The sequence below is a fragment of the Picosynechococcus sp. PCC 8807 genome, assembly GCF_001693295.1.
Taxonomy (GTDB): Bacteria; Cyanobacteriota; Cyanobacteriia; order Cyanobacteriales; family MRBY01; genus MRBY01.
Genome location: NZ_CP016483.1, coordinates 1,140,224 through 1,157,110, shown reverse-complemented (window position 1 = coordinate 1,157,110; position 16,887 = coordinate 1,140,224). Strand labels below are relative to the sequence as shown.

Annotated in this window: 18 protein-coding genes and 2 tRNA genes; 11 read left to right on the top strand and 9 right to left on the bottom strand. The window is 50.9% G+C overall.

Annotated features, from left to right (window positions below; genetic code table 11):
• The first annotated feature begins 25 nt into the window (after positions 1-25).
• Together speB and bcp are read left to right on the top strand one after the other, a co-directional pair.
• The gene (gene speB / locus AWQ24_RS05645) at positions 26-919 is read left to right on the top strand and encodes an agmatinase (protein ID WP_157096832.1); all 894 of its coding nucleotides are present in this window, start codon (positions 26-28) and stop codon (positions 917-919) included.
• Between the two features lie 132 nt (positions 920-1,051).
• On the top strand, positions 1,052-1,531 hold the full coding sequence (gene bcp / locus AWQ24_RS05640) for a thioredoxin-dependent thiol peroxidase (RefSeq protein ID WP_065716224.1): 480 nt from the start codon (positions 1,052-1,054) through the stop codon (positions 1,529-1,531).
• On the opposite strand, the gene AWQ24_RS05635 is transcribed toward bcp, so the two are convergent.
• Entirely contained in the window at positions 1,528-2,316 is a 789-nt protein-coding gene (locus tag AWQ24_RS05635; protein WP_065716223.1) for an RNA methyltransferase, read from the bottom strand. The genes bcp and AWQ24_RS05635 overlap by 4 nt on opposite strands.
• Positions 2,317-2,387: 71 nt before the next feature.
• Positions 2,388-2,473, bottom strand: a tRNA-Leu gene (locus tag AWQ24_RS05630).
• A 217-nt stretch (positions 2,474-2,690) separates the two neighbouring features.
• Here AWQ24_RS05630 and murA point away from each other — a divergent pair.
• Complete coding sequence (murA, locus tag AWQ24_RS05625) at positions 2,691-4,007, top strand: UDP-N-acetylglucosamine 1-carboxyvinyltransferase (protein ID WP_065717316.1); 1,317 nt, start codon at positions 2,691-2,693, stop codon at positions 4,005-4,007.
• Positions 4,008-4,202: 195 nt separating this feature from the next.
• Here the strand turns inward: murA and AWQ24_RS05620 are convergent, their stop codons facing one another.
• The 5 genes from AWQ24_RS05620 to ubiE all read right to left on the bottom strand — a co-directional run bounded on the left by AWQ24_RS05620 (position 4,203) and on the right by ubiE (position 8,247).
• Positions 4,203-5,135, bottom strand: coding sequence for an Hpt domain-containing protein (locus AWQ24_RS05620; RefSeq protein WP_065716222.1), 933 nt, complete (start codon positions 5,133-5,135; stop codon positions 4,203-4,205).
• Between the two features lie 142 nt (positions 5,136-5,277).
• Positions 5,278-6,468 carry a 1-acyl-sn-glycerol-3-phosphate acyltransferase gene (locus tag AWQ24_RS05615; RefSeq protein ID WP_065716221.1) on the bottom strand — a complete coding sequence of 397 codons (1,191 nt, stop codon included), beginning with the start codon at positions 6,466-6,468 and terminating at the stop codon, positions 5,278-5,280.
• Positions 6,469-6,632: 164 nt separating this feature from the next.
• Positions 6,633-6,719 (bottom strand) — tRNA-Ser (locus AWQ24_RS05610).
• Between the two features lie 87 nt (positions 6,720-6,806).
• Positions 6,807-7,526: a metallophosphoesterase family protein gene (locus AWQ24_RS05605; protein WP_065716220.1), complete on the bottom strand. Its 720-nt coding sequence runs from the start codon at positions 7,524-7,526 to the stop codon at positions 6,807-6,809.
• Positions 7,527-7,542: 16 nt separating this feature from the next.
• Positions 7,543-8,247, bottom strand: a complete 705-nt coding sequence (ubiE, locus tag AWQ24_RS05600; RefSeq protein WP_065716219.1) for a bifunctional demethylmenaquinone methyltransferase/2-methoxy-6-polyprenyl-1,4-benzoquinol methylase UbiE — start codon at positions 8,245-8,247, stop codon at positions 7,543-7,545.
• A 127-nt stretch (positions 8,248-8,374) separates the two neighbouring features.
• Between ubiE and AWQ24_RS05595 the strand changes: the two genes are divergently transcribed.
• From AWQ24_RS05595 to AWQ24_RS05585, 3 genes are all read left to right on the top strand, one after another.
• Positions 8,375-8,848, top strand: a complete 474-nt coding sequence (locus tag AWQ24_RS05595) for a hypothetical protein (RefSeq protein WP_232318879.1) — start codon at positions 8,375-8,377, stop codon at positions 8,846-8,848.
• A gap of 101 nt (positions 8,849-8,949) precedes the next feature.
• Positions 8,950-10,308, top strand: coding sequence for an anthranilate synthase component I (locus AWQ24_RS05590; RefSeq protein ID WP_065716218.1), 1,359 nt, complete (start codon positions 8,950-8,952; stop codon positions 10,306-10,308).
• Positions 10,309-10,445: 137 nt separating this feature from the next.
• Positions 10,446-10,913, top strand: coding sequence for a ubiquinol-cytochrome c reductase iron-sulfur subunit (locus AWQ24_RS05585; protein WP_030006218.1), 468 nt, complete (start codon positions 10,446-10,448; stop codon positions 10,911-10,913).
• Here the strand turns inward: AWQ24_RS05585 and AWQ24_RS05580 are convergent.
• A complete protein-coding gene (locus tag AWQ24_RS05580; protein WP_198161515.1) occupies positions 10,910-11,758 on the bottom strand; it encodes a carbonic anhydrase in 849 nt (282 codons plus the stop codon). The two genes, AWQ24_RS05585 and AWQ24_RS05580, sit on opposite strands and share 4 nt — an antisense overlap.
• Positions 11,759-12,000: 242 nt before the next feature.
• On the bottom strand, positions 12,001-12,369 hold the full coding sequence (locus AWQ24_RS05575) for an AbrB family transcriptional regulator (protein WP_012306720.1): 369 nt from the start codon (positions 12,367-12,369) through the stop codon (positions 12,001-12,003).
• A 250-nt stretch (positions 12,370-12,619) separates the two neighbouring features.
• Between AWQ24_RS05575 and AWQ24_RS05570 the strand changes: the two genes are divergently transcribed.
• The 5 genes from AWQ24_RS05570 to AWQ24_RS05550 all read left to right on the top strand — a co-directional run bounded on the left by AWQ24_RS05570 (position 12,620) and on the right by AWQ24_RS05550 (position 16,820).
• Positions 12,620-13,621: a succinate dehydrogenase/fumarate reductase iron-sulfur subunit gene (locus tag AWQ24_RS05570; protein WP_012306719.1), complete on the top strand. Its 1,002-nt coding sequence runs from the start codon at positions 12,620-12,622 to the stop codon at positions 13,619-13,621.
• Between the two features lie 39 nt (positions 13,622-13,660).
• Entirely contained in the window at positions 13,661-14,227 is a 567-nt protein-coding gene (locus AWQ24_RS05565) for a photosystem I assembly protein Ycf4 (protein ID WP_012306718.1), read from the top strand.
• 106 nt (positions 14,228-14,333) lie between these two features.
• On the top strand, positions 14,334-15,104 hold the full coding sequence (locus AWQ24_RS05560; RefSeq protein ID WP_065716216.1) for a peptidylprolyl isomerase: 771 nt from the start codon (positions 14,334-14,336) through the stop codon (positions 15,102-15,104).
• A gap of 178 nt (positions 15,105-15,282) precedes the next feature.
• On the top strand, positions 15,283-15,783 hold the full coding sequence (locus tag AWQ24_RS05555; RefSeq protein ID WP_012306716.1) for a CGLD27 family protein: 501 nt from the start codon (positions 15,283-15,285) through the stop codon (positions 15,781-15,783).
• Between the two features lie 83 nt (positions 15,784-15,866).
• A complete protein-coding gene (locus AWQ24_RS05550) occupies positions 15,867-16,820 on the top strand; it encodes an asparaginase (protein ID WP_012306715.1) in 954 nt (317 codons plus the stop codon).
• Positions 16,821-16,887: the final 67 nt, after the last annotated feature.

The following is a 16,887-nucleotide window of genomic DNA, read 5'->3' as shown; positions in this document are numbered from 1 at the left end:
CGGTTATCGCAGTTAGGGAATGTCCATGTCTCAATTTGTCTTACAAGATTTCATTGGTTCTGAAGTGGAACGGAGCTACGCAGAATCTCCGGTGGTCATTTTACCCATTCCCTACGAAGCGACAACCACCTATCGCAAAGGTTGTGAATGGGGGCCAGATGCCTTGTTAGAAGCATCCCACCAATTGGAATGTTATGACGATGAGTTGCGCCGGGAAACTTGCTTTGATGTGGGGATTTTTACCCACGGGGCGATCGCCGATACGCGCCAGAATCCGGAGCTATCTGCCGAGGAAATGTTAGCGGTCACCAGCAAGACCACCCAAAACCTCCTGCAAGATGGAAAATTTGTGATTGCCCTGGGGGGTGAACACGCGATCACCACAGGGGTGGTGCAAGGTCATCTGGAGTTTTACCAAGCACCCTTTACGGTGGTGCAAATTGACGCCCATGCGGATCTGCGCCAGAGCTACGAAGGTTCTGAACACAACCATGCTTGCATTATGCGACGGGTGATGGATTTAGGATTGCCGAGTTTGCCTGTGGCGATCCGGAGCCTCTGTCGGGAAGAAGCGGATTTATTGGCAGCGAAGGAAATACCAGTGATTTGGGCGTGGGAGATGCAAAATGATCCCAACTGGATCGAAACGGCGATCGCCAATATTAAAACGGAAAAAGTTTTCCTTACCATTGACCTCGACGGCATTGACCCGACCCTCATCGCTGGCGTCGGCACCCCTGAACCCGGTGGCATGGATTGGTACAGCACCCTGCGCTTTTTGCGTCGCCTGTTTCGGGAAAAACAAGTGATCGGCTGCGACATCATGGAACTGGCCCCCTTAGATGACTCTGTGGTTTCTGAGTACACCGCCGCCAAGCTGGTGTATAAACTCATCGGCTACTGGTACGAAAATCGCTAGACTTTTCCCAAGGATTGGGTCGTCTGGAAAAATCTTGGGGCAATGTAGGGCTTCGCTCAAAGCTCACTCTAGAGATCTGCTTTGGCCTAAGGAATAATACGATTATAAATTTTCAAGTGAACGCCTAATTCCATGACGACCCTGACGATTGGCCAAGCAGCCCCTGATTTTGCCCTTACCAATGCCCAAGGTGAAGCCCGTACCCTGGTGGACTACGGCGGCAAATGGCTTGTTTTTTATTTTTACCCCAAGGACAATACCCCCGGTTGCACCACCGAAGCCCTAGACTTTACGGCCCTTGTCCCCGAATTTACCGCCTTAGATACCGTGATCGTAGGCGTGAGTCCCGATTCGGAAAAATCCCATGGCCGCTTCATTGAAAAAAAAGAGTTAGCCATCGAACTGTTGAGCGATCCCGACCATCAAACCGCCGAGGTCTATGGGGTCTGGCAACTGAAAAAATTTATGGGCAAAGAATATATGGGGATTGTTCGCAGTACGTTTTTAATCGATCCCCAGGGTCAAGTGGCGGCAATTTGGTCAAAGGTGAAGGTTAAAGGCCATGCTCAAACGGTACTGGAGACGCTCCAAACCCAACTGTCGGGAAATTAGGGAAGAGCTTGGTGATCCCGCTGGCGACGGGCCTCGTAGAGCATCAAGGCACAGGCGATCGCCACATTGAGAGATTCTACCCCCGGCCCCATGGGAATCTGTACCGTTTCGTTGGCGAGGCTGGCGATCGCTGGGGACAAACCCGCCCCTTCATTGCCTAATAAAATCAAACTCGGTTGCCGCCAATCCACATCCCAGTAGGTTTTAGTTGCCTGGGGGAGCGTTGCCACAATCTGTACCCCCTGGGCGCGATACCGTTGTAGTTGTTCAGCAAAGGTGGATATAACCACGGGCGTCGTTTGGAACCAAGCCCCCACCGAAGCCCGCAGCACCTTCGGATTACTAGGATTGACGCTGTCAGGACTCAGCAACAGGCCATCGACCGCCGTCGCCGTCGCCGTACGAATGATTGTCCCCAGATTGCCCGGATCCTGGAGTCGCTCCACGGCTACCCCCAATTGGAGGGTTTGGGGTGGGGTCTGGGAAATGAGCGCCTGGTCGAGGGTAGCCACAATGCCATCAGGATTCACCGTGGTTGCCACCTTTTGCAGCACCTCTTCTGAAACTAAGGTTTGGCGATCGCCGTTGAGTTGACTAGCCAATGCCGGATATTTTGTCCGCCAAGCTGCCGTAAACAGTATCGTCTGGAAAGAAAATCCCTTGGCGATCGCCGCCTCGATTAGATTGGTTCCCTCCAATAACAAACGACCCTGTTTCTGCCGCTCCCGCCCTTGGTGCAGCTTGCGAATCTCCTTAACCAGTGGATTTTGTAAACTTGTGAGCATCCTTGCCCCCATCGACCTTACCGTTGTCGTCAAAAGGCTTCAGGCAAGGCAAATAATTTTTGCCAGGTAGATGCGGAACGCGAGACTTGAACTCGCAAGGGATAAAACTCCCACTAGAACCTGAATCTAGCGCGTCTACCAATTCCGCCAGTTCCGCAGGTAAATATGTAATTACACAATCAACAATTATTACTTAAAGAACGAAAAGCGTCAAGCCAATTGCCAAAAGATTATCTATTACCAAGAAACCCATTCTAAACCGTGAACAAAAAAGTGTAATTCTGAGCAACATAGACCAAGACTTTCCGGTAGAATCAAGACGAAAATTTGACAAAATTTCCCCCATCTTCTTTCCATTTGTGGAGGATCGACCCATTAAAACTTCTGCCCCCCTCACCCCCACCCGTGCGACCGCTGAAACCATCCTCAAAATTGAAGGGCGACATCCCCTCAGTGGCGAGGTTAAAATCAGTGGCGCGAAAAATTCTGCCCTGGCGATCATGGCGGGAACCCTACTCTGTAGCGATCAATGCCGTCTGACAAATATCCCGGATTTAGCGGACATTAAACGGATGGCTGAAGTCATTGCCGCCCTTGGGGTACAAATCGTCGCTACCCCTGGCAGCCTTGATTTCGATGCTCGCCACCTTAGGACAGCAGAAGCGCCCTACGAATTGGTTTCCAAGCTGCGGGCGAGCTTTTTTGTCATTGGCCCACTCCTGGCCCGCCTTGGGGAAGCAAAAGTGCCGATGCCGGGGGGCTGTGCCATTGGTGCTAGGCCCGTAGATCTCCATGTGCGAGGTCTCCAGGCGATGGGGGCCGAGGTAATTATTGAACATGGGGTTGTCCAAGCGACAGTCAAGGGAAATCGACGACGGCTCCAGGGGGCCAAAATCTACTTAGATTATCCGAGCGTTGGGGCGACCGAAACCCTGATGATGGCGGCAACCCTCGCTGAAGGGGAAACAATTATTGAAAATGCCGCCCAGGAACCAGAAATCGTTGATCTGGCGAACTTCTGTCGGTCTATGGGGGCACACATTAGCGGAGATGGCAGCAACAAAATTGTGATTCAAGGGTGCGATCGCCTCCACGCTACCGACTACCCGATTATTCCCGACCGCATTGAAGCCGGGACTTTTCTCGTGGCCGGGGCCATTACCCAGTCAGAATTTAGCGTCTTTCCCGTCGTCCCAGACCATCTTTTACCGGTGATTGCCAAACTCGAAGCAACGGGGACAAAGGTGATTGCCGAAGGGCCGAACCGTCTGCGGATCAAACCCCAAGGAATTCTCCGGGCGACGGACATTGAAACCCTACCCTATCCCGGCTTCCCTACAGATATGCAAGCCCAGTTCATGGCGTTGCTCACCCTCTGTGAAGGGAGCAGTGTCGTCACGGAAACGGTTTTTGAAAACCGGATGCACCACGTCGCAGAATTTAAGCGCATGGGGGCGGATGTCAAAATCAAGGGCAATAACGCCATTATTAAAGGGGTACCTTTCTTGTCTGGGGCTCCCGTAATGGCGACCGATCTCCGGGCTTCAGCAGCGTTGGTTTTGGTTGGTTTGGCGGCTGAGGGCACAACCATCATGCGCGAGGTACACCACATGGATCGGGGCTATGATGACCTTGAAGGGAAGTTTAAAGCTCTAGGGGCAAGGATTGAGCGTCTGACCGCGACCCTCTAACCAATCTTTCAATTTCTACTCAGTTTAAAAAAAGCAAGGAGGTTCAGCCCCAGGGTTGGGCCTCTTTTGTTGTGATTATCTACCAACATTGATACAGGCATTTCAAGCATTAAGAGACTGACCATTCACTACCCAGGGGGCGATCGCCATAGTGATTTTCGTGATTCGGGTGCAGTTCGGAAACTTTGTAGAATACTAAGCGCGATGTTTCAGGGCCTGGACTAATTGGGCCAGTTGGGCTTCGCTAAAGGCACTGTTCAAGATTTGGGCCGCCTCCTTGGGTTCTGTGGGAATCAGAATGTAGGGGAGTTGGGCGATCGCCAAATTTTTTAAATCCGTTGGCAGGCTAATGAGCTCTGGTTCGTTGCGTTCCAGATGGTCAGCAGCTTCTTTGATGCTTTTAAGCACAATGGGGGCAAGGGTCGAAAAACGATGGGCCGGATTTGCGATCGCCTTATGACTTGCCTTGAGTAATTTTTGCCAAGGTTTCGCTTTTTTATTCAGTTTAGCCAGTTCAATACAGAGCTTTTGGAGTTGCTGGCGGCATTCTGGGGTGGCATCCTGGCGAAATAGTCCCAACATTTGCTGTAATAAGCCACGAACTTGCGGCCCAAAAGAAAACCCCGTCGCCGTTGGTGATTCCATAGGGGCAGGCGTTAGCGGCGGCGGCGCAACCTCTGGAGAAACGACAGGATTACGGTTATCGCTGACGGCGAGACGATCCAAATACTTTTGTAATTCGCTGAATTGAGGGTCAGCCTCCGCCATGATTTTCTCAATTTCTTCTTCCTGGAGGCCAAAGGGACTTTGTAGCTTTTCGAGGAGCTCTTGGAGCACATCGTAGGCATTGAGAAAAAGAGACTTTAGGGTTTCATCGACGGTAATCGTATTGTCCTTAAAGACCTTGAACGCATCTTCGAGGCGGTGGGCCGTTTTTTGGATGCTCGTGTAGCCCAACATCGCTGCCCCCCCTTTTACTGAGTGGGCGGCCCGGAAAAGTTCATTGACCCGTTCGGTATCATCGACCACCTCCGACAGCTCCAGGATGCCCTGTTCTAAGGTTTCAAGGTGTTCTTTGGCTTCTTCAATGAAATAGCCGAGAATTTTTTGTTGACTGGCGGCATCCACAGTAGATTCTCCTCACACTTTAGGGCTGGGGTAGAAGGGATTGAGAGGCGTCTTAATCACCCTGTTTTAACGTTATCAAGGAACGGTGATTTCAGCTTAGATCAATGGTTGGTTTGGGGGAATTTTTATTTTTGCCAATATTCTAAGGATGATAAATCATATCGAGGAGGTTGTTCTGCACTTCGTACTGCATTGCGTCTGTGAGTTGCTGCAGGGTGTCCTGGCGATCGCCTTTATATTGGGCCACATAATCCTGGAGATTAATCGGCGTGCCTACCCGGAGCCAGCCTTCGTGGAGTCCCTTGGGCGCGGGAATTTCCACCCGAAACACCTCCCGTTCTAGGCGAGTGAGGGTATCAATAAACCGTTCAGGGCTTGGATGATCCCCCACATAGCCATCGTAGATCGCATCGAAGTTCAGCAAACGCACCGTTGTTTGGTAGAGGCTTTCGTAGGTGTCGAGGTCGAGGGCCATCTCTCCATCGGCTTTTTCGATGAGGAGCGCCTGCATTTTATAAACCCGTTCCCGGAGCGGGAAATCCTCTGGAAAATTTAGGCCCAATTCCGTTTCACAGAGACTGAGGGCCCGGTTCCGAATGCGCTCAATTCGGTCATTCCAGTCATCATCGGCCGCCGGAGTGAGGTTATATTCTGCTTCTAGTTGCTGCATCACCACCTGGGCGACCCCCCGCAGACGGCCATAGGGTTCGGGGTCACTAGGGGTAATTTCTAGTTTCTGCTCTAGGGTTTTGAGGCTCTGCTGAATAATCAGTTCAGGGGCCTTGAGGTAGCGATATTTGATGCTAATGGGCACCAGATAACAGGGGGGAAATTGACCCTCTTGTTTGGCGATCGCCAACATCGCTTGCATGGGCAACTGGATCGCCCCGGTGCGAAAGGGCATGATCGCATCATTTTGAAAGGAGCAGCCCCCCTCCGGAAAAATTACCATCCGGGAGCGTTCCTGTTTCAACAGATCTAACGTGTGGGCAATACTGCGGCGATCGCCAAGGCCCCGACGAATGGAATAACAGCCCATCTTTTGCAAAAACCCGGCGAGTTGCGCCGTAAAATTTTCGTAGGCCACCAGGTAATGGAAGATTTCTCCCAACTGGGCCGAGAGCAAAAATAGCACCAAACCATCGTCAAAGGTGGGGTGATTGGGCATAAAGATCACGCGCGCATCTCCCAAATCCCGAATCTTACCGAGATCTGCCTCGCTCACCCGCAATTTCAGTTGATATTTAAAACGCCCCACCCAATAGGCAATACTTTGCACTAAACGCACGAGCATCGGCTCAGTTTGGGTCGGGAAAAAATCAGGTTTAGACATAGAGACAGAATTATTTTCAGGCAAGCGCTTCCCATTATTTTGCCTAAATCCATCGCCCCGGCGCAGGAAAATATCCCAAAAATTTTATTTATTCACAAATAGAGGAACCGGCAATTGGGGCGACGACAGTCCGCTATTTGAAAAAATGAATTAAAAAATCTGTACGGAGAGGGGGGGATTCGAACCCCCGTCCGAGTTGCCCCGAAACCTGATTTCAAGTCAGGCGCATTCAACCGCTCTGCCACCTCTCCAAAAGTGATGAGCAGGAATATCATAGCGTGAATCTCGACTGCTGATCGGAAAAATTCTAAGAAAACCTGTGTGGCCAAGGCTGGCGACTAGAACGATAAAAAGGGTGTAACGGCGATCGCATCTAGGGGGAGTTGGCGTTTTTCGGCGGTGTGGCTATTCACTTGATAAATTTGGCGCTGATCAATATCAAAGGCTGTTAACCAGCCGCTTTTGGTGTGGTAGACCCCGGTGTCAATGTCCAACCAGCCCGGCCCCTGTACCACCTGTCCCGGTTGTACCCCCGGAAAGGTGAAGGTGATCGTATGGCCGACAATAATTAGCTTATTGGCAAAGTAGGGCTGGGTCATGGAATGAAACTCACTGCGCACCCAACAGAATTGTTCCGCCCCCTGTTCCTCGATGGGTAGGTGGGGAGAAAGACCCGCATGGACTAACCAAACATCCCCTAGATCGAGGTGGGTGGGCCGCTGTCGCAACCATTGCAAATGTTCGGCCGGGATGCGGTGGTTATAACTCTGGAGGGTATTGGCACCGCCGCTATGGTACCAGGCGATAAAGGTTTCTTGCTGGACGCTGCCATCGTTGGCGATCGCCTCTAGCATCATCATTTCATGGTTGCCGAGGAGAGACTGATAGGAACTACGGCGCACAAACTCAATAATGTCTGCACTTTTGGGGCCTCGGTCAATCAAATCACCGAGGAAGTAAACCGCATCTTCTGTTCCGGGCGCAACCAGCTCCAGCAGGGCCATCAACGTATCGTAATGACCATGCACATCTCCTATACAGATTCGTCGCTGACCCATGTGTCCCCTATCCCCGTCACTTGGTAGCCACTAGTACACCCATCATATCGCCGACGATGCCGTAGTGAATTGCGTTCCGAAAGCCCGCTTCTTTAGCCAGTTTTTCTTGGGTTTTTCCGGTGGGAAACCGTTCGATACTGGGTTGAATGTAGGCGTATTCGGGGGTGAGCTGAAATCGTTCTGCGAGGGGCACCACAAAGCGATCCAGATACCATTGTTGAAACACTTGTTTCCCAGGATTATCCGGACGGTGAAAATCTAAAATAGCCACTTTTTTACCTGGTTTTAACACCCGCTGTAATTCCCGGAGTGCCTGGGGAATATCGGTAACATTCCGCAGCCCGTAGCCCATAGTCGCCCCATCAAAATGATTGTCGGGGTAGGGTAAAGCCAGAGCATCTCCTTCCTGCCACTGGATATCGAGGTGAGGACAAAGACGGTTTTGTTTTTGGGCGGCGATCGCCAATTGTTGGCTCGCAAAATCAATGCCAACGGTTTGACCGTAAACGCCGACGGTTTTCGCTAGCAGTAAAGTTAAATCGCCACTGCCGCAACACACATCCAGGGCAAGATCGCCTCCGGTAACGCCACTCCATTTCACCGCCATTTTTTTCCAAATGCGATGCTGACCGAGGCTAATCCATTCATTGAGCGCGTCATACTGGGGCGCAATGCGATTAAAAATTCCTTGGATTTCAGTGGCAGCGTTCGGTTTGGACATGGTTGGGGGGCGATGGCTCTCCCTGGGAGCAACAATGGGGGATGTTCAGGGGATTCAGTTGAAAATTTTTAAGCTAATGTAGCAAGCGTTAAAGACATTCAGCCATTGTAAAGAAATACGGGTAGAGATGTCTTGTTCTAGCGCTGGGATTTGCGAAAAAAATGAGGCGATCGCCTTAAACTGGGGAACTAGATTGTCAATTTTTTCCACCCTGATTATTCAATCATTGAACTTGCCCCTGGAACTGCCAATGTCCCAAACCACGACAGAACCTTTTAAACCCCAGCAGATTGTTTGCTTAGCCGCTGGCGATCGCCGCTTATATGGTGCTGTTATTCAATTTATTGAAGCCCAGGCTAGCTATTGGCTACGGCCGCTTTGTTTGTTAAGCGCAACCGCCGAGGCCCCGACCCCCCTCCACCGCAGCGCCGATATCATTATTGCCGCCCCAAAAATTCGTGCCGCCTTGGATACTGAAATTCTCGATTGCTGGTCAGTGCTCTATGATGACTCCGGGGACTATGGCGACAATGTGGCTGGTCGCAAACTGGTGCAAGATTTTCTGCGTAGTCTGGATTGGGGTACAGCCACCCAAGGATAGCGGGCTCAAAAAATTAATCCGCTTTTGCGGTGTTGACGACAGTACCATCGCACCAAAAAAGTATGTCAAAATCCTAGGGAGTTTTCCTTGGGGTTGAATGTATGTGGCATTGGCGATCGCAACCGTTAGCACAACGCACTGGTGCAGAAATTTTCACGCGACTATACGGCCAAGCCAAGATTGCCACCCTCCTCGAAAGCCCCTACCCAACCCCCAAGGATTATCCCCAGCTTTCCCGCTACTCCATCTGTGCCGGGGCACCGAGGGCCAAACAGCTATTTACGCCCGCCCTAGGGGAAATTACTGCTTGTTTAAAGCAGCTCCTCGCCACAAAAATAGATCCCCCGGCGGCGATCGCCCATTTGCCCTTTACGGGGGGATATCTAGGCTGGCTCGGCTATGACTTTGCCTGGGAGATTGAAACGCTCCCCTACGAAAATCCAGATCCCCTGCCTTTTCCCGTGGCCTATTGGTACCAGCCCGATTCCTTTGCGGTGCTTGACCACCACCAACAGGTGCTTTGGCTGGCGGCGGCCACCGTTGCGGATCTCGATCGTTTAACAACTCAACTCAGTCAACCGCGTGCATCATCCGACCTTGATCAATTCCAAGTCAGCTCTGAAGCTCCTTCCCTTGAATTCCTCAGCGATCGCCAAGCCTACACCGACGCTGTGCGCCAGGCGAAACAATACATCCAGGCGGGAGACATTTTCCAGACCAATCTTTCCCTGCGCTTCCGTACCCAAACCGCCCATAGCAGTTGGGCCATTTATCAGCACCTCCAGCAGATCAATCCGTCCCCCTTTGCCAGCTATTGGCGATCGCCCTGGGGGGAGATGATCAGTTGCTCCCCAGAACGTCTGATCCAAAAACAGGGACGCTTTGCCCAGACCCGTCCCATCGGCGGCACCAGACCCAGGGGACAAACCCCCAGCGAAGACCAAGCCCTCGGCGAAGAACTGTTGCGGAACACCAAGGAACGGGCCGAACACGCCATGTTGGTGGACTTAGAGCGGAATGATCTTGGCCGGGCCTGTATCTGGGGCAGCGTCGTGGTGGATGAGCAATTTGTCCTAGAACGCTATAGCCATGTCATTCACCTCGTTAGTAATGTGGTGGGGGAACTGGCCGCCGATAAGGATGCAGTGAATCTAATTCGGGGAATGTTTCCAGGGGGCACGATCACCGGTTGTCCGAAGGTGCGTTGTATGGAAATTATCGAAGCCCTAGAACCGGTGCGGCGCAGTTTATTTTATGGTTCCTGTGGTTACCTAGATCAACGGGGAAATTTAGATCTCAATATTTTGATTCGCACCTTACTTTATGTGCCGAATACCCAGGGGTCAGCCACCGTTTACGGGCAGGTGGGGGCCGGTATTGTTGCGGACAGTGATCCAGAGCAAGAATGGGCCGAGTCGTTACAGAAAGCGAAAGCCCAACGCCAAGCCCTCAATTGCTAAGGGGTTTTTCCGGGGCGATCGCCTATCGCAATCCCAATCTCCGCCATTTTCACGAAATCTCCATTAATCCGAAAAACGCCGTTTAAATTCGTTATAACAGTCAAGACATCATTTTCGACATCCCTTGAGAAACAATTATGGAACGCCGTCAATTTGTAGGTTTATTCGGTTTAGGTTTACTTGCGAGTTCTTTTCCGACAATTTTAGCCGCCTGTTCTGGTGGCTCGGAGTCAACAGCAGTCAACGAGGCAGAAGAAGCTGCGGCCAATGATGGGGCGATCGCCGAAGCAGAAGATGCCGCGAATCTTGTGGCTGATTTCACCGCTGTGGGGAGTCTCGATGCTAATGGTGAACTTTCCACAGAGGTCAATGGGCAGAAAGTCTATGTTTTCCGCAATCCTAATGACCAGAGCCTTGTGGCCGTTGACCCCACCTGTAACCATCGGGGTTGTCCCGTAAAACTCGCCGATGCTGACCTGGTTTGCGATTGCCATGGTTCGCGGTTTGCTTTAGATGGGGAACTGATCCAGGGGCCAGCTACCGCCGGATTGCCCCGCTACGAAGTCCGCGAAGAAGGCGAGAATATTTTCGTGAAAGTGGCCTAAATTTCCATTTTCTGACCCGGCACATGATACTGCACTTGATGGGTTGTCATTGTTTGGAGGGGGCGGGCGTTCGGTGCATACAAGTTCTGGTAATGTTCGATTTGCGCTGCCCCCAGGAAAATAGGTTGTGCCACAACCAACCAAGCAATCCCTTCCGTGCAAGGGGGAGTCGTCAAGGAGCCAAAATAGCGAAAATAAGGGCGATCGCCTTGGGGGAGTAATGCTGCCGGGTTGAAATGAATCACCTGATTAGGATGGGTCTGGGTTGGCCACCGTTGCAAAATGTGGGCAAACGTCGGATTCATTGTTCCGGATTCAACCAGCACCGCCAAAACCGCGACTTCTTGGGGAGCGCGCCGATGGACAAAGTGAACTTCCATGGCATATTGTTTTCCCTGGACATGGTGCTCACTGGGATAATGAAAATGAATTTGCTCAAGCTTGTAGCGGTCAGCGCCGAGCTGTAGGGTATTATTCCCCGTCACTTGGATTTGTAGAGTGGTACTGGTCGCCTGGATAAGCCCGAGACTTGGTTGATACTGCCAAGACACTGACGCCCCCGAAACTGGAGTAGACGATTCAGGAAAAAGCGCCAAGGGTGATTGGGTTTCGCCAACGGCACAGGTCTGGAACTCTGGTTGCAACTCGCCCCACCGCTGGGGGCCAAGATCTGCGTAATTCCAAGGGGTTGCGACGATTTTTGCGATTGTCAAAAACTGCGATTGAGGCGCCGCCCAAACAACCCATAGACCCCACCATAAGGCAATGGCGATCGCCAAAATCACTCGCCTTAACATGATTCCAAATCCTTTCCCTGAAACCTCTAAACAATAAAAAAGAGCCATGGTGACCACAGCTCCCATCAAAATTAGCCAAAAATAGCTTTAAAAATTAAGCAACAGATTACCCGGAATCTCTACCTGTGATTTGTGCATCAACCGTAGAATTTTGTCGGAGAGAATCCATTTAAGGCAGTTGATTTCTTCTAAATATCAACCCGTAGATTTAGTAAACCCCAGGAATGAAATCAGGCGTGTCAAGGAGGGACGCTAAAAAATCGCCAAAAGGCTTGACTATTGTTGCCTTTTTAGCCTTCGTTGATCTGTTTTAGGTGAATGTGCTTGTAGCCAATTTTAATTTCAAATTCATCCCCTGGTTTCAGGTTCATTTGATTCGTGTAAGTTGAACCAATGACAATTTGGCCATTTTTGTGAACACTCACCCGATAGGTCGGCTCTCTCCCGCGGCCATCTTGACTGCCACCGGGGTCTAGGGGGAGTCCTTTTGCTTCAAGGACAGCATCATAAAAACCCGTCAAATTGACACGAGTCGAGCCATTTTTCGTACTGCTATATCCACAAAGCTTTGCTGTTTCTCGCCGGGGCAAATGGGATAATTCCTTTACTTTACTCAGCAGAGCCTTTCCTTTCAAAGGAGTTGTCGGGATGTCACTCATATTTCTAAAACGCTTGTTTTTTGAGTCTAAATTTTTGTCGGCAATAAACTTACCACATTTGTAAATATAACTGCAAAAATTCTGTTTTGCGCAGTTTTTTTAAAAAGTTTTTTAAAAGAGGCCCTGGGATTTTTTAAAGTTTTCGTAGTGGCGCTGATTATTTGTTAACTTTATCGACAATGGTTTTAACTGCCGAATTCATCCCGATAGACTAGGAAGGGAAGAAATTTGTGGCAAAAAGAGGTTGGCCATGGACATCGCCTTCAATATTTTGCGCCAACGGCAACGAAACGTCGCACCAGAATTTTTCACTTATCAGCTTTCTGTGCCAGAAAGTACAACAATTTTAGATTGTCTAAATCAGATCAAATGGCAGCAGGATGGCAGTTTAGCTTTTCGCAAAAATTGTCGCAATACCATCTGTGGGAGTTGTGCCATGGGGATTAATGGCCGGGCGGCCTTGGCCTGTAAAGAAAATGTGCGCCAAGAAATTACCCGTCTACAAGGCACCGATTCTGATCCTGGAGCCATTCCCAAAATTACGATTACCCCCCTGAATAATTTTCCGGTGATTAAGGATTTGGTGGTAGATATGACCACCTTTTGGCAACAGCTAGAAGCGGTAGTTCCCTATGTCCAAAGGCGATCGCCCCAGGTTCCCGAAACAGAATTTCGTCAGTCTCCCCAGGAGCGCGAAGCCCTCAACCAAGCCGGCAACTGCATCCTGTGTGGCGCTTGCTACGCCGAATGCAATGCCGTCACTGTCAACCCCGAATTTTTAGGCCCCCACGCCCTCGCCAAGGGAGAACGGCTGCTCAAGGATTCCCGGGATGATACGACTTCCGCCAGGCTAGATCACTACCACCAACCAGCAGTCGGCGTCTGGGCCTGCACCCGCTGTTATCAATGCAACTATGTCTGTCCCCAGGAAGTTGACCCCCTCGACCGCATTACCCAAATCAAAAGTACCCTCCTCCAGCAAAAAGATCCCGCTGAAAGTCGTGCAGTACGCCACCGGAAAACTCTCCTTCACCTGGTGCAAGCAGGGGGATGGATCGATGAACGGCGTTTTGCCTTGATGGTGATCGGACTCCAGAGCGTTGGTGAGATTTTTCCGTTGGGTTGGCGGATGCTGTGGCATGGCAAATTTCCCGTGACCTTCGAAGCTTCAGAAGGTACCGCAGCCGTGGCAGATCTGATGGCCCAGGTAATGGCTTCCAAGCAGGGAAGTCAAGATTATCCAGTAAAATGAGGGGGCTTAAATTAAATAAATTTTCTACAAAAAACGTTTATGGCAGCACAGGTGACAACTTCAACGGATAAAGTTTTGCGGCAGCCGATCCTCGGCTCTCGTCGTTTTAGTAATATGCTTTGGGCCAGTGTTTCTGCCATTGGTGGCATTGGTTTTCTGTTAGCTGGTCTTTCGAGTTATTTTCACAAAAATCTGCTGGGGGTGAGTGACCCCAGTAATATCCAATTCATTCCCCAAGGGGCTGCCTTAACGTTCTATGGCGTTGCCGGAACGCTATTGTCTGCCTATCTCTGGTTTGTATTTTTCCTTGATGTGGGCGGTGGTTACAACGAATTTAATAAAGAAACGGGCAAGGTGACTATTTTCCGGAATGGCTTTGTGGGCAAAAACCGGATTATTAATTTCCAGTATCCCCTCAAGGATATTTTGTCAATTCGAGCAGAGATCAAAGAGGGTCTAAACCCCCGGCGAGTGCTTTATCTCCGGGTAAAAAATCGGGGTGATATTCCCCTCAACCGAGTCGGAGAGCCGATTCCCCTTGCGGAACTGGAGAATCAAGGGGCTGAGTTGGCCCGCTTTTTAACCATTCCCCTGGAAGGTCTCTAGATCTTTCTAAGCACCTGAGACGAAAAAAAGACAGTGGGCGATCGCCTTCGCTGCTTCCTATAATTTCTCCAGGTTTTATCTAAAACAAAAGTACGACTAAATTTCTATGGAACGACCTTGGCAGCTATTATGTCTCGCACTCTTGGTGGGCAGTCTCAGCTTGAGTGGCTGTGCGCCGACAACGGAAACATCTTCCAATAATCCAACGGCCTCCCCACCCAGTGCCGAAAATTATAAGCCCCGTTTAAATTGCCCGGATCCAGCTTCTACCGAGGCCACCCCAGAAGATAGCTGTACAGCGGTGGTCGAAATGGTACTCCAGAGCCAATCTGAAGCAGTGGATGGCCAAACGATCCGCATTGAACTCAATGGTGCAGATGCGCCAGTGACGGCGGGGAATTTTGTGGATTTAGTCAGCCGTGGCGTTTATGATGGCACCGCTTTCCACCGGGTAATTCGGACGCCAGAACCCTTTGTTGTCCAAGGGGGAGACCCCCTCAGTAAGGACAGCCAAGTGCCCCTCAATGCCCTCGGTCGGGGTGGTTTTACGGATCCGGAGACGGGCATTCGTCGGGATGTCCCCCTAGAAATTAAGCTCCAGGGTGAAGAGCAGCCCGTTTATGGCAAGGCAGAACTTGATCCAAATCAGGTGGTGCTTAAGCATGACAAAGGGGCGATCGCCATGGCCCGTTCCCAACTGCCGAACTCCGCCTCGTCTCAGTTTTATTTTTCCTTGGGGCCGAATGATTTCCTCAATGGGAACTATGCAGTGTTTGGCCAAATTACCGAGGGTCTTGCGGTGATCGACAAAATTGAAATGGGCGATCGCATTCAATCGGCGCGGGTGATTGAAGGAGAAGATCTCCTCGTGAAGTAAAGGGACTGGGTCGCGTTTGAGCATTACCACGTCCCGTAACAGTTCAAAATATTGCCAGTGATCCAAATCTATCTGGGTCACTTTTTTGTTGGCAAATACAAAGGCGATCGCCCCTGCGCCCCCCTAGAAAAAAACGATACACTGTTGGGCATAGGTTTTCTCTGTCCCGTCGCCATCCATGAACAATTCTCCCACTACCTTTTGTCCCGTCCCGGAAGAGCAACAGCCCCTCAACGAATATGACCAACTTAAGGAATCCTGGTTTTTTAGTTGGGGCAACATGGAAATGGTCTGCTACATCCGCAAGGTAGCCTGGGTGTGGTTTTGGGCGACCCTCATCTTTACCCCCATTGCTTGGGCGAGTTTTCCCTTCGACCGCTATCCGATTAAATTGGTCTTGAGTGCCAATCTCGGCGGGATGTTTTTATTGAGTTTGGTTTTACTGCGCCTTTACTTGGGGTGGCGCTACATCCGCGATCGCCTCCAAACCGAGAAACTCACCTACGAAGAATCTGGCTGGTACGATGGCCAAATTTGGCGTAAACCCGAAGCCGTCCTCCAACGCGATCGCCTGATTGTGTCCTACCAAATTGCGCCGATCCTCGCCCGTATCCAACAAACCAGCTTGATTGTCGTGGCGATCGCCATCGGTTTGATCAGCGGTCTGTGGCTGCTATAAACCCTTAAATCTTCACAATCATTCCCGCCACCCCCATACTTTTCCCCTATCCTTTTACTGCTGAACTTTTACCCCCAATCGTTATGTCCAGAGGCAAACGCGTCCAAGCTCCCCCCCTTGAAATTAATCTCCTCCGGGAAGGTCTCAAAGAATCCACCCACATTGCCGAAGCCGTGGTGTGTGACACCAAAGGCCGTGTCCTGTCCATGGCTGGGGATGCCGAAAGCTCTGCCTTTATCCGGTCAGCCCTTAAACCCTTCCAAGCCCTCGCCGTGATTGGCACCGGGGCCTTAGATCATTACAAACTTTCCGATAAAGATTTAGCCGTCATTTGTAGTTCCCACCAAGGCACCAAGGAACACGCCCGTCAGGTGTTTCGCATCCTCTGGCAGGCGGATCTAGAATCTGACGTTTTGCAATGTCCGATTCCCCACGGCAAAGACAGCGCCCTCGAGCACAATTGTTCCGGAAAACACGCAGGGATGCTGTTGACCTGTAAGCATTGCAACTGGGGCCTCGGTAGCTATATGGAAAAGTCCCATCCCGTCCAGGCTCTGATCCTTAATAAGATTGCCGAATTACTCCAGATGCCCGCCCAGGAATTTATCGGCGCGCGGGATGATTGCGGTGTCCCCACCTATTTGATGCAGCTTAGCCAAATGGCTACCCTTTATGCCCACCTCGCGTCTGGCGATCGCCTAGATGTTGAGCGAGTTGTGCGGGCGATGACCTACCACCCCACCATGGTGTCTGGCCGGGGCGGCTTCGACACAGAATTAATGCGCCTCTCCGAGGGAGAAATTGTCAGTAAATCGGGTGCCGAGGGAATTCAATGCATTGGTCGCGTCGGTGAAGGGCTAGGTTTGGCAATCAAGGTCAAAGACGGCGCGAAACGGGCTAAATATGCCGTCGCCCTCTATCTTTTGACCCGTTTGGGCTGGATCACCCCGGCGGTCTCCGATACTTTGGCAGAACAATTTTTATCCCTCAGTCCCTATAAGCGTTTAGATGTGGTAGGCGAATTGTCACTGGTCTAAGCTGGAGATGCCTTTGCCGTTGCCCCCAGGAAACCCGATACAATAGCAAACAGTCTTTGGGCACGGC

What these genes read in the sequence shown, in the direction of transcription:
- AWQ24_RS05575 (WP_012306720.1), bottom strand. Translation starts at nt 12,369, where the DNA reads ATGAGTGACATCCCGACAACTCCTTTGAAAGGAAAGGCTCTGCTGAGT.
- AWQ24_RS05615 (WP_065716221.1), bottom strand. Translation starts at nt 6,468, where the DNA reads ATGTCTAAACCTGATTTTTTCCCGACCCAAACTGAGCCGATGCTCGTG.
- AWQ24_RS05580 (WP_198161515.1), bottom strand. Translation starts at nt 11,758, where the DNA reads ATGGCTCTTTTTTATTGTTTAGAGGTTTCAGGGAAAGGATTTGGAATC.
- AWQ24_RS05550 (WP_012306715.1), top strand. Translation starts at nt 15,867, where the DNA reads ATGTCCAGAGGCAAACGCGTCCAAGCTCCCCCCCTTGAAATTAATCTC.
- AWQ24_RS05565 (WP_012306718.1), top strand. Translation starts at nt 13,661, where the DNA reads ATGGCAGCACAGGTGACAACTTCAACGGATAAAGTTTTGCGGCAGCCG.
- AWQ24_RS05585 (WP_030006218.1), top strand. Translation starts at nt 10,446, where the DNA reads ATGGAACGCCGTCAATTTGTAGGTTTATTCGGTTTAGGTTTACTTGCG.
- AWQ24_RS05590 (WP_065716218.1), top strand. Translation starts at nt 8,950, where the DNA reads ATGTGGCATTGGCGATCGCAACCGTTAGCACAACGCACTGGTGCAGAA.
- AWQ24_RS05635 (WP_065716223.1), bottom strand. Translation starts at nt 2,316, where the DNA reads ATGCTCACAAGTTTACAAAATCCACTGGTTAAGGAGATTCGCAAGCTG.
- AWQ24_RS05605 (WP_065716220.1), bottom strand. Translation starts at nt 7,526, where the DNA reads ATGGGTCAGCGACGAATCTGTATAGGAGATGTGCATGGTCATTACGAT.
- AWQ24_RS05570 (WP_012306719.1), top strand. Translation starts at nt 12,620, where the DNA reads ATGGACATCGCCTTCAATATTTTGCGCCAACGGCAACGAAACGTCGCA.
- AWQ24_RS05595 (WP_232318879.1), top strand. Translation starts at nt 8,375, where the DNA reads ATGTCTTGTTCTAGCGCTGGGATTTGCGAAAAAAATGAGGCGATCGCC.
- AWQ24_RS05555 (WP_012306716.1), top strand. Translation starts at nt 15,283, where the DNA reads ATGAACAATTCTCCCACTACCTTTTGTCCCGTCCCGGAAGAGCAACAG.
- ubiE (WP_065716219.1), bottom strand. Translation starts at nt 8,247, where the DNA reads ATGTCCAAACCGAACGCTGCCACTGAAATCCAAGGAATTTTTAATCGC.
- bcp (WP_065716224.1), top strand. Translation starts at nt 1,052, where the DNA reads ATGACGACCCTGACGATTGGCCAAGCAGCCCCTGATTTTGCCCTTACC.
- AWQ24_RS05560 (WP_065716216.1), top strand. Translation starts at nt 14,334, where the DNA reads ATGGAACGACCTTGGCAGCTATTATGTCTCGCACTCTTGGTGGGCAGT.
- speB (WP_157096832.1), top strand. Translation starts at nt 26, where the DNA reads ATGTCTCAATTTGTCTTACAAGATTTCATTGGTTCTGAAGTGGAACGG.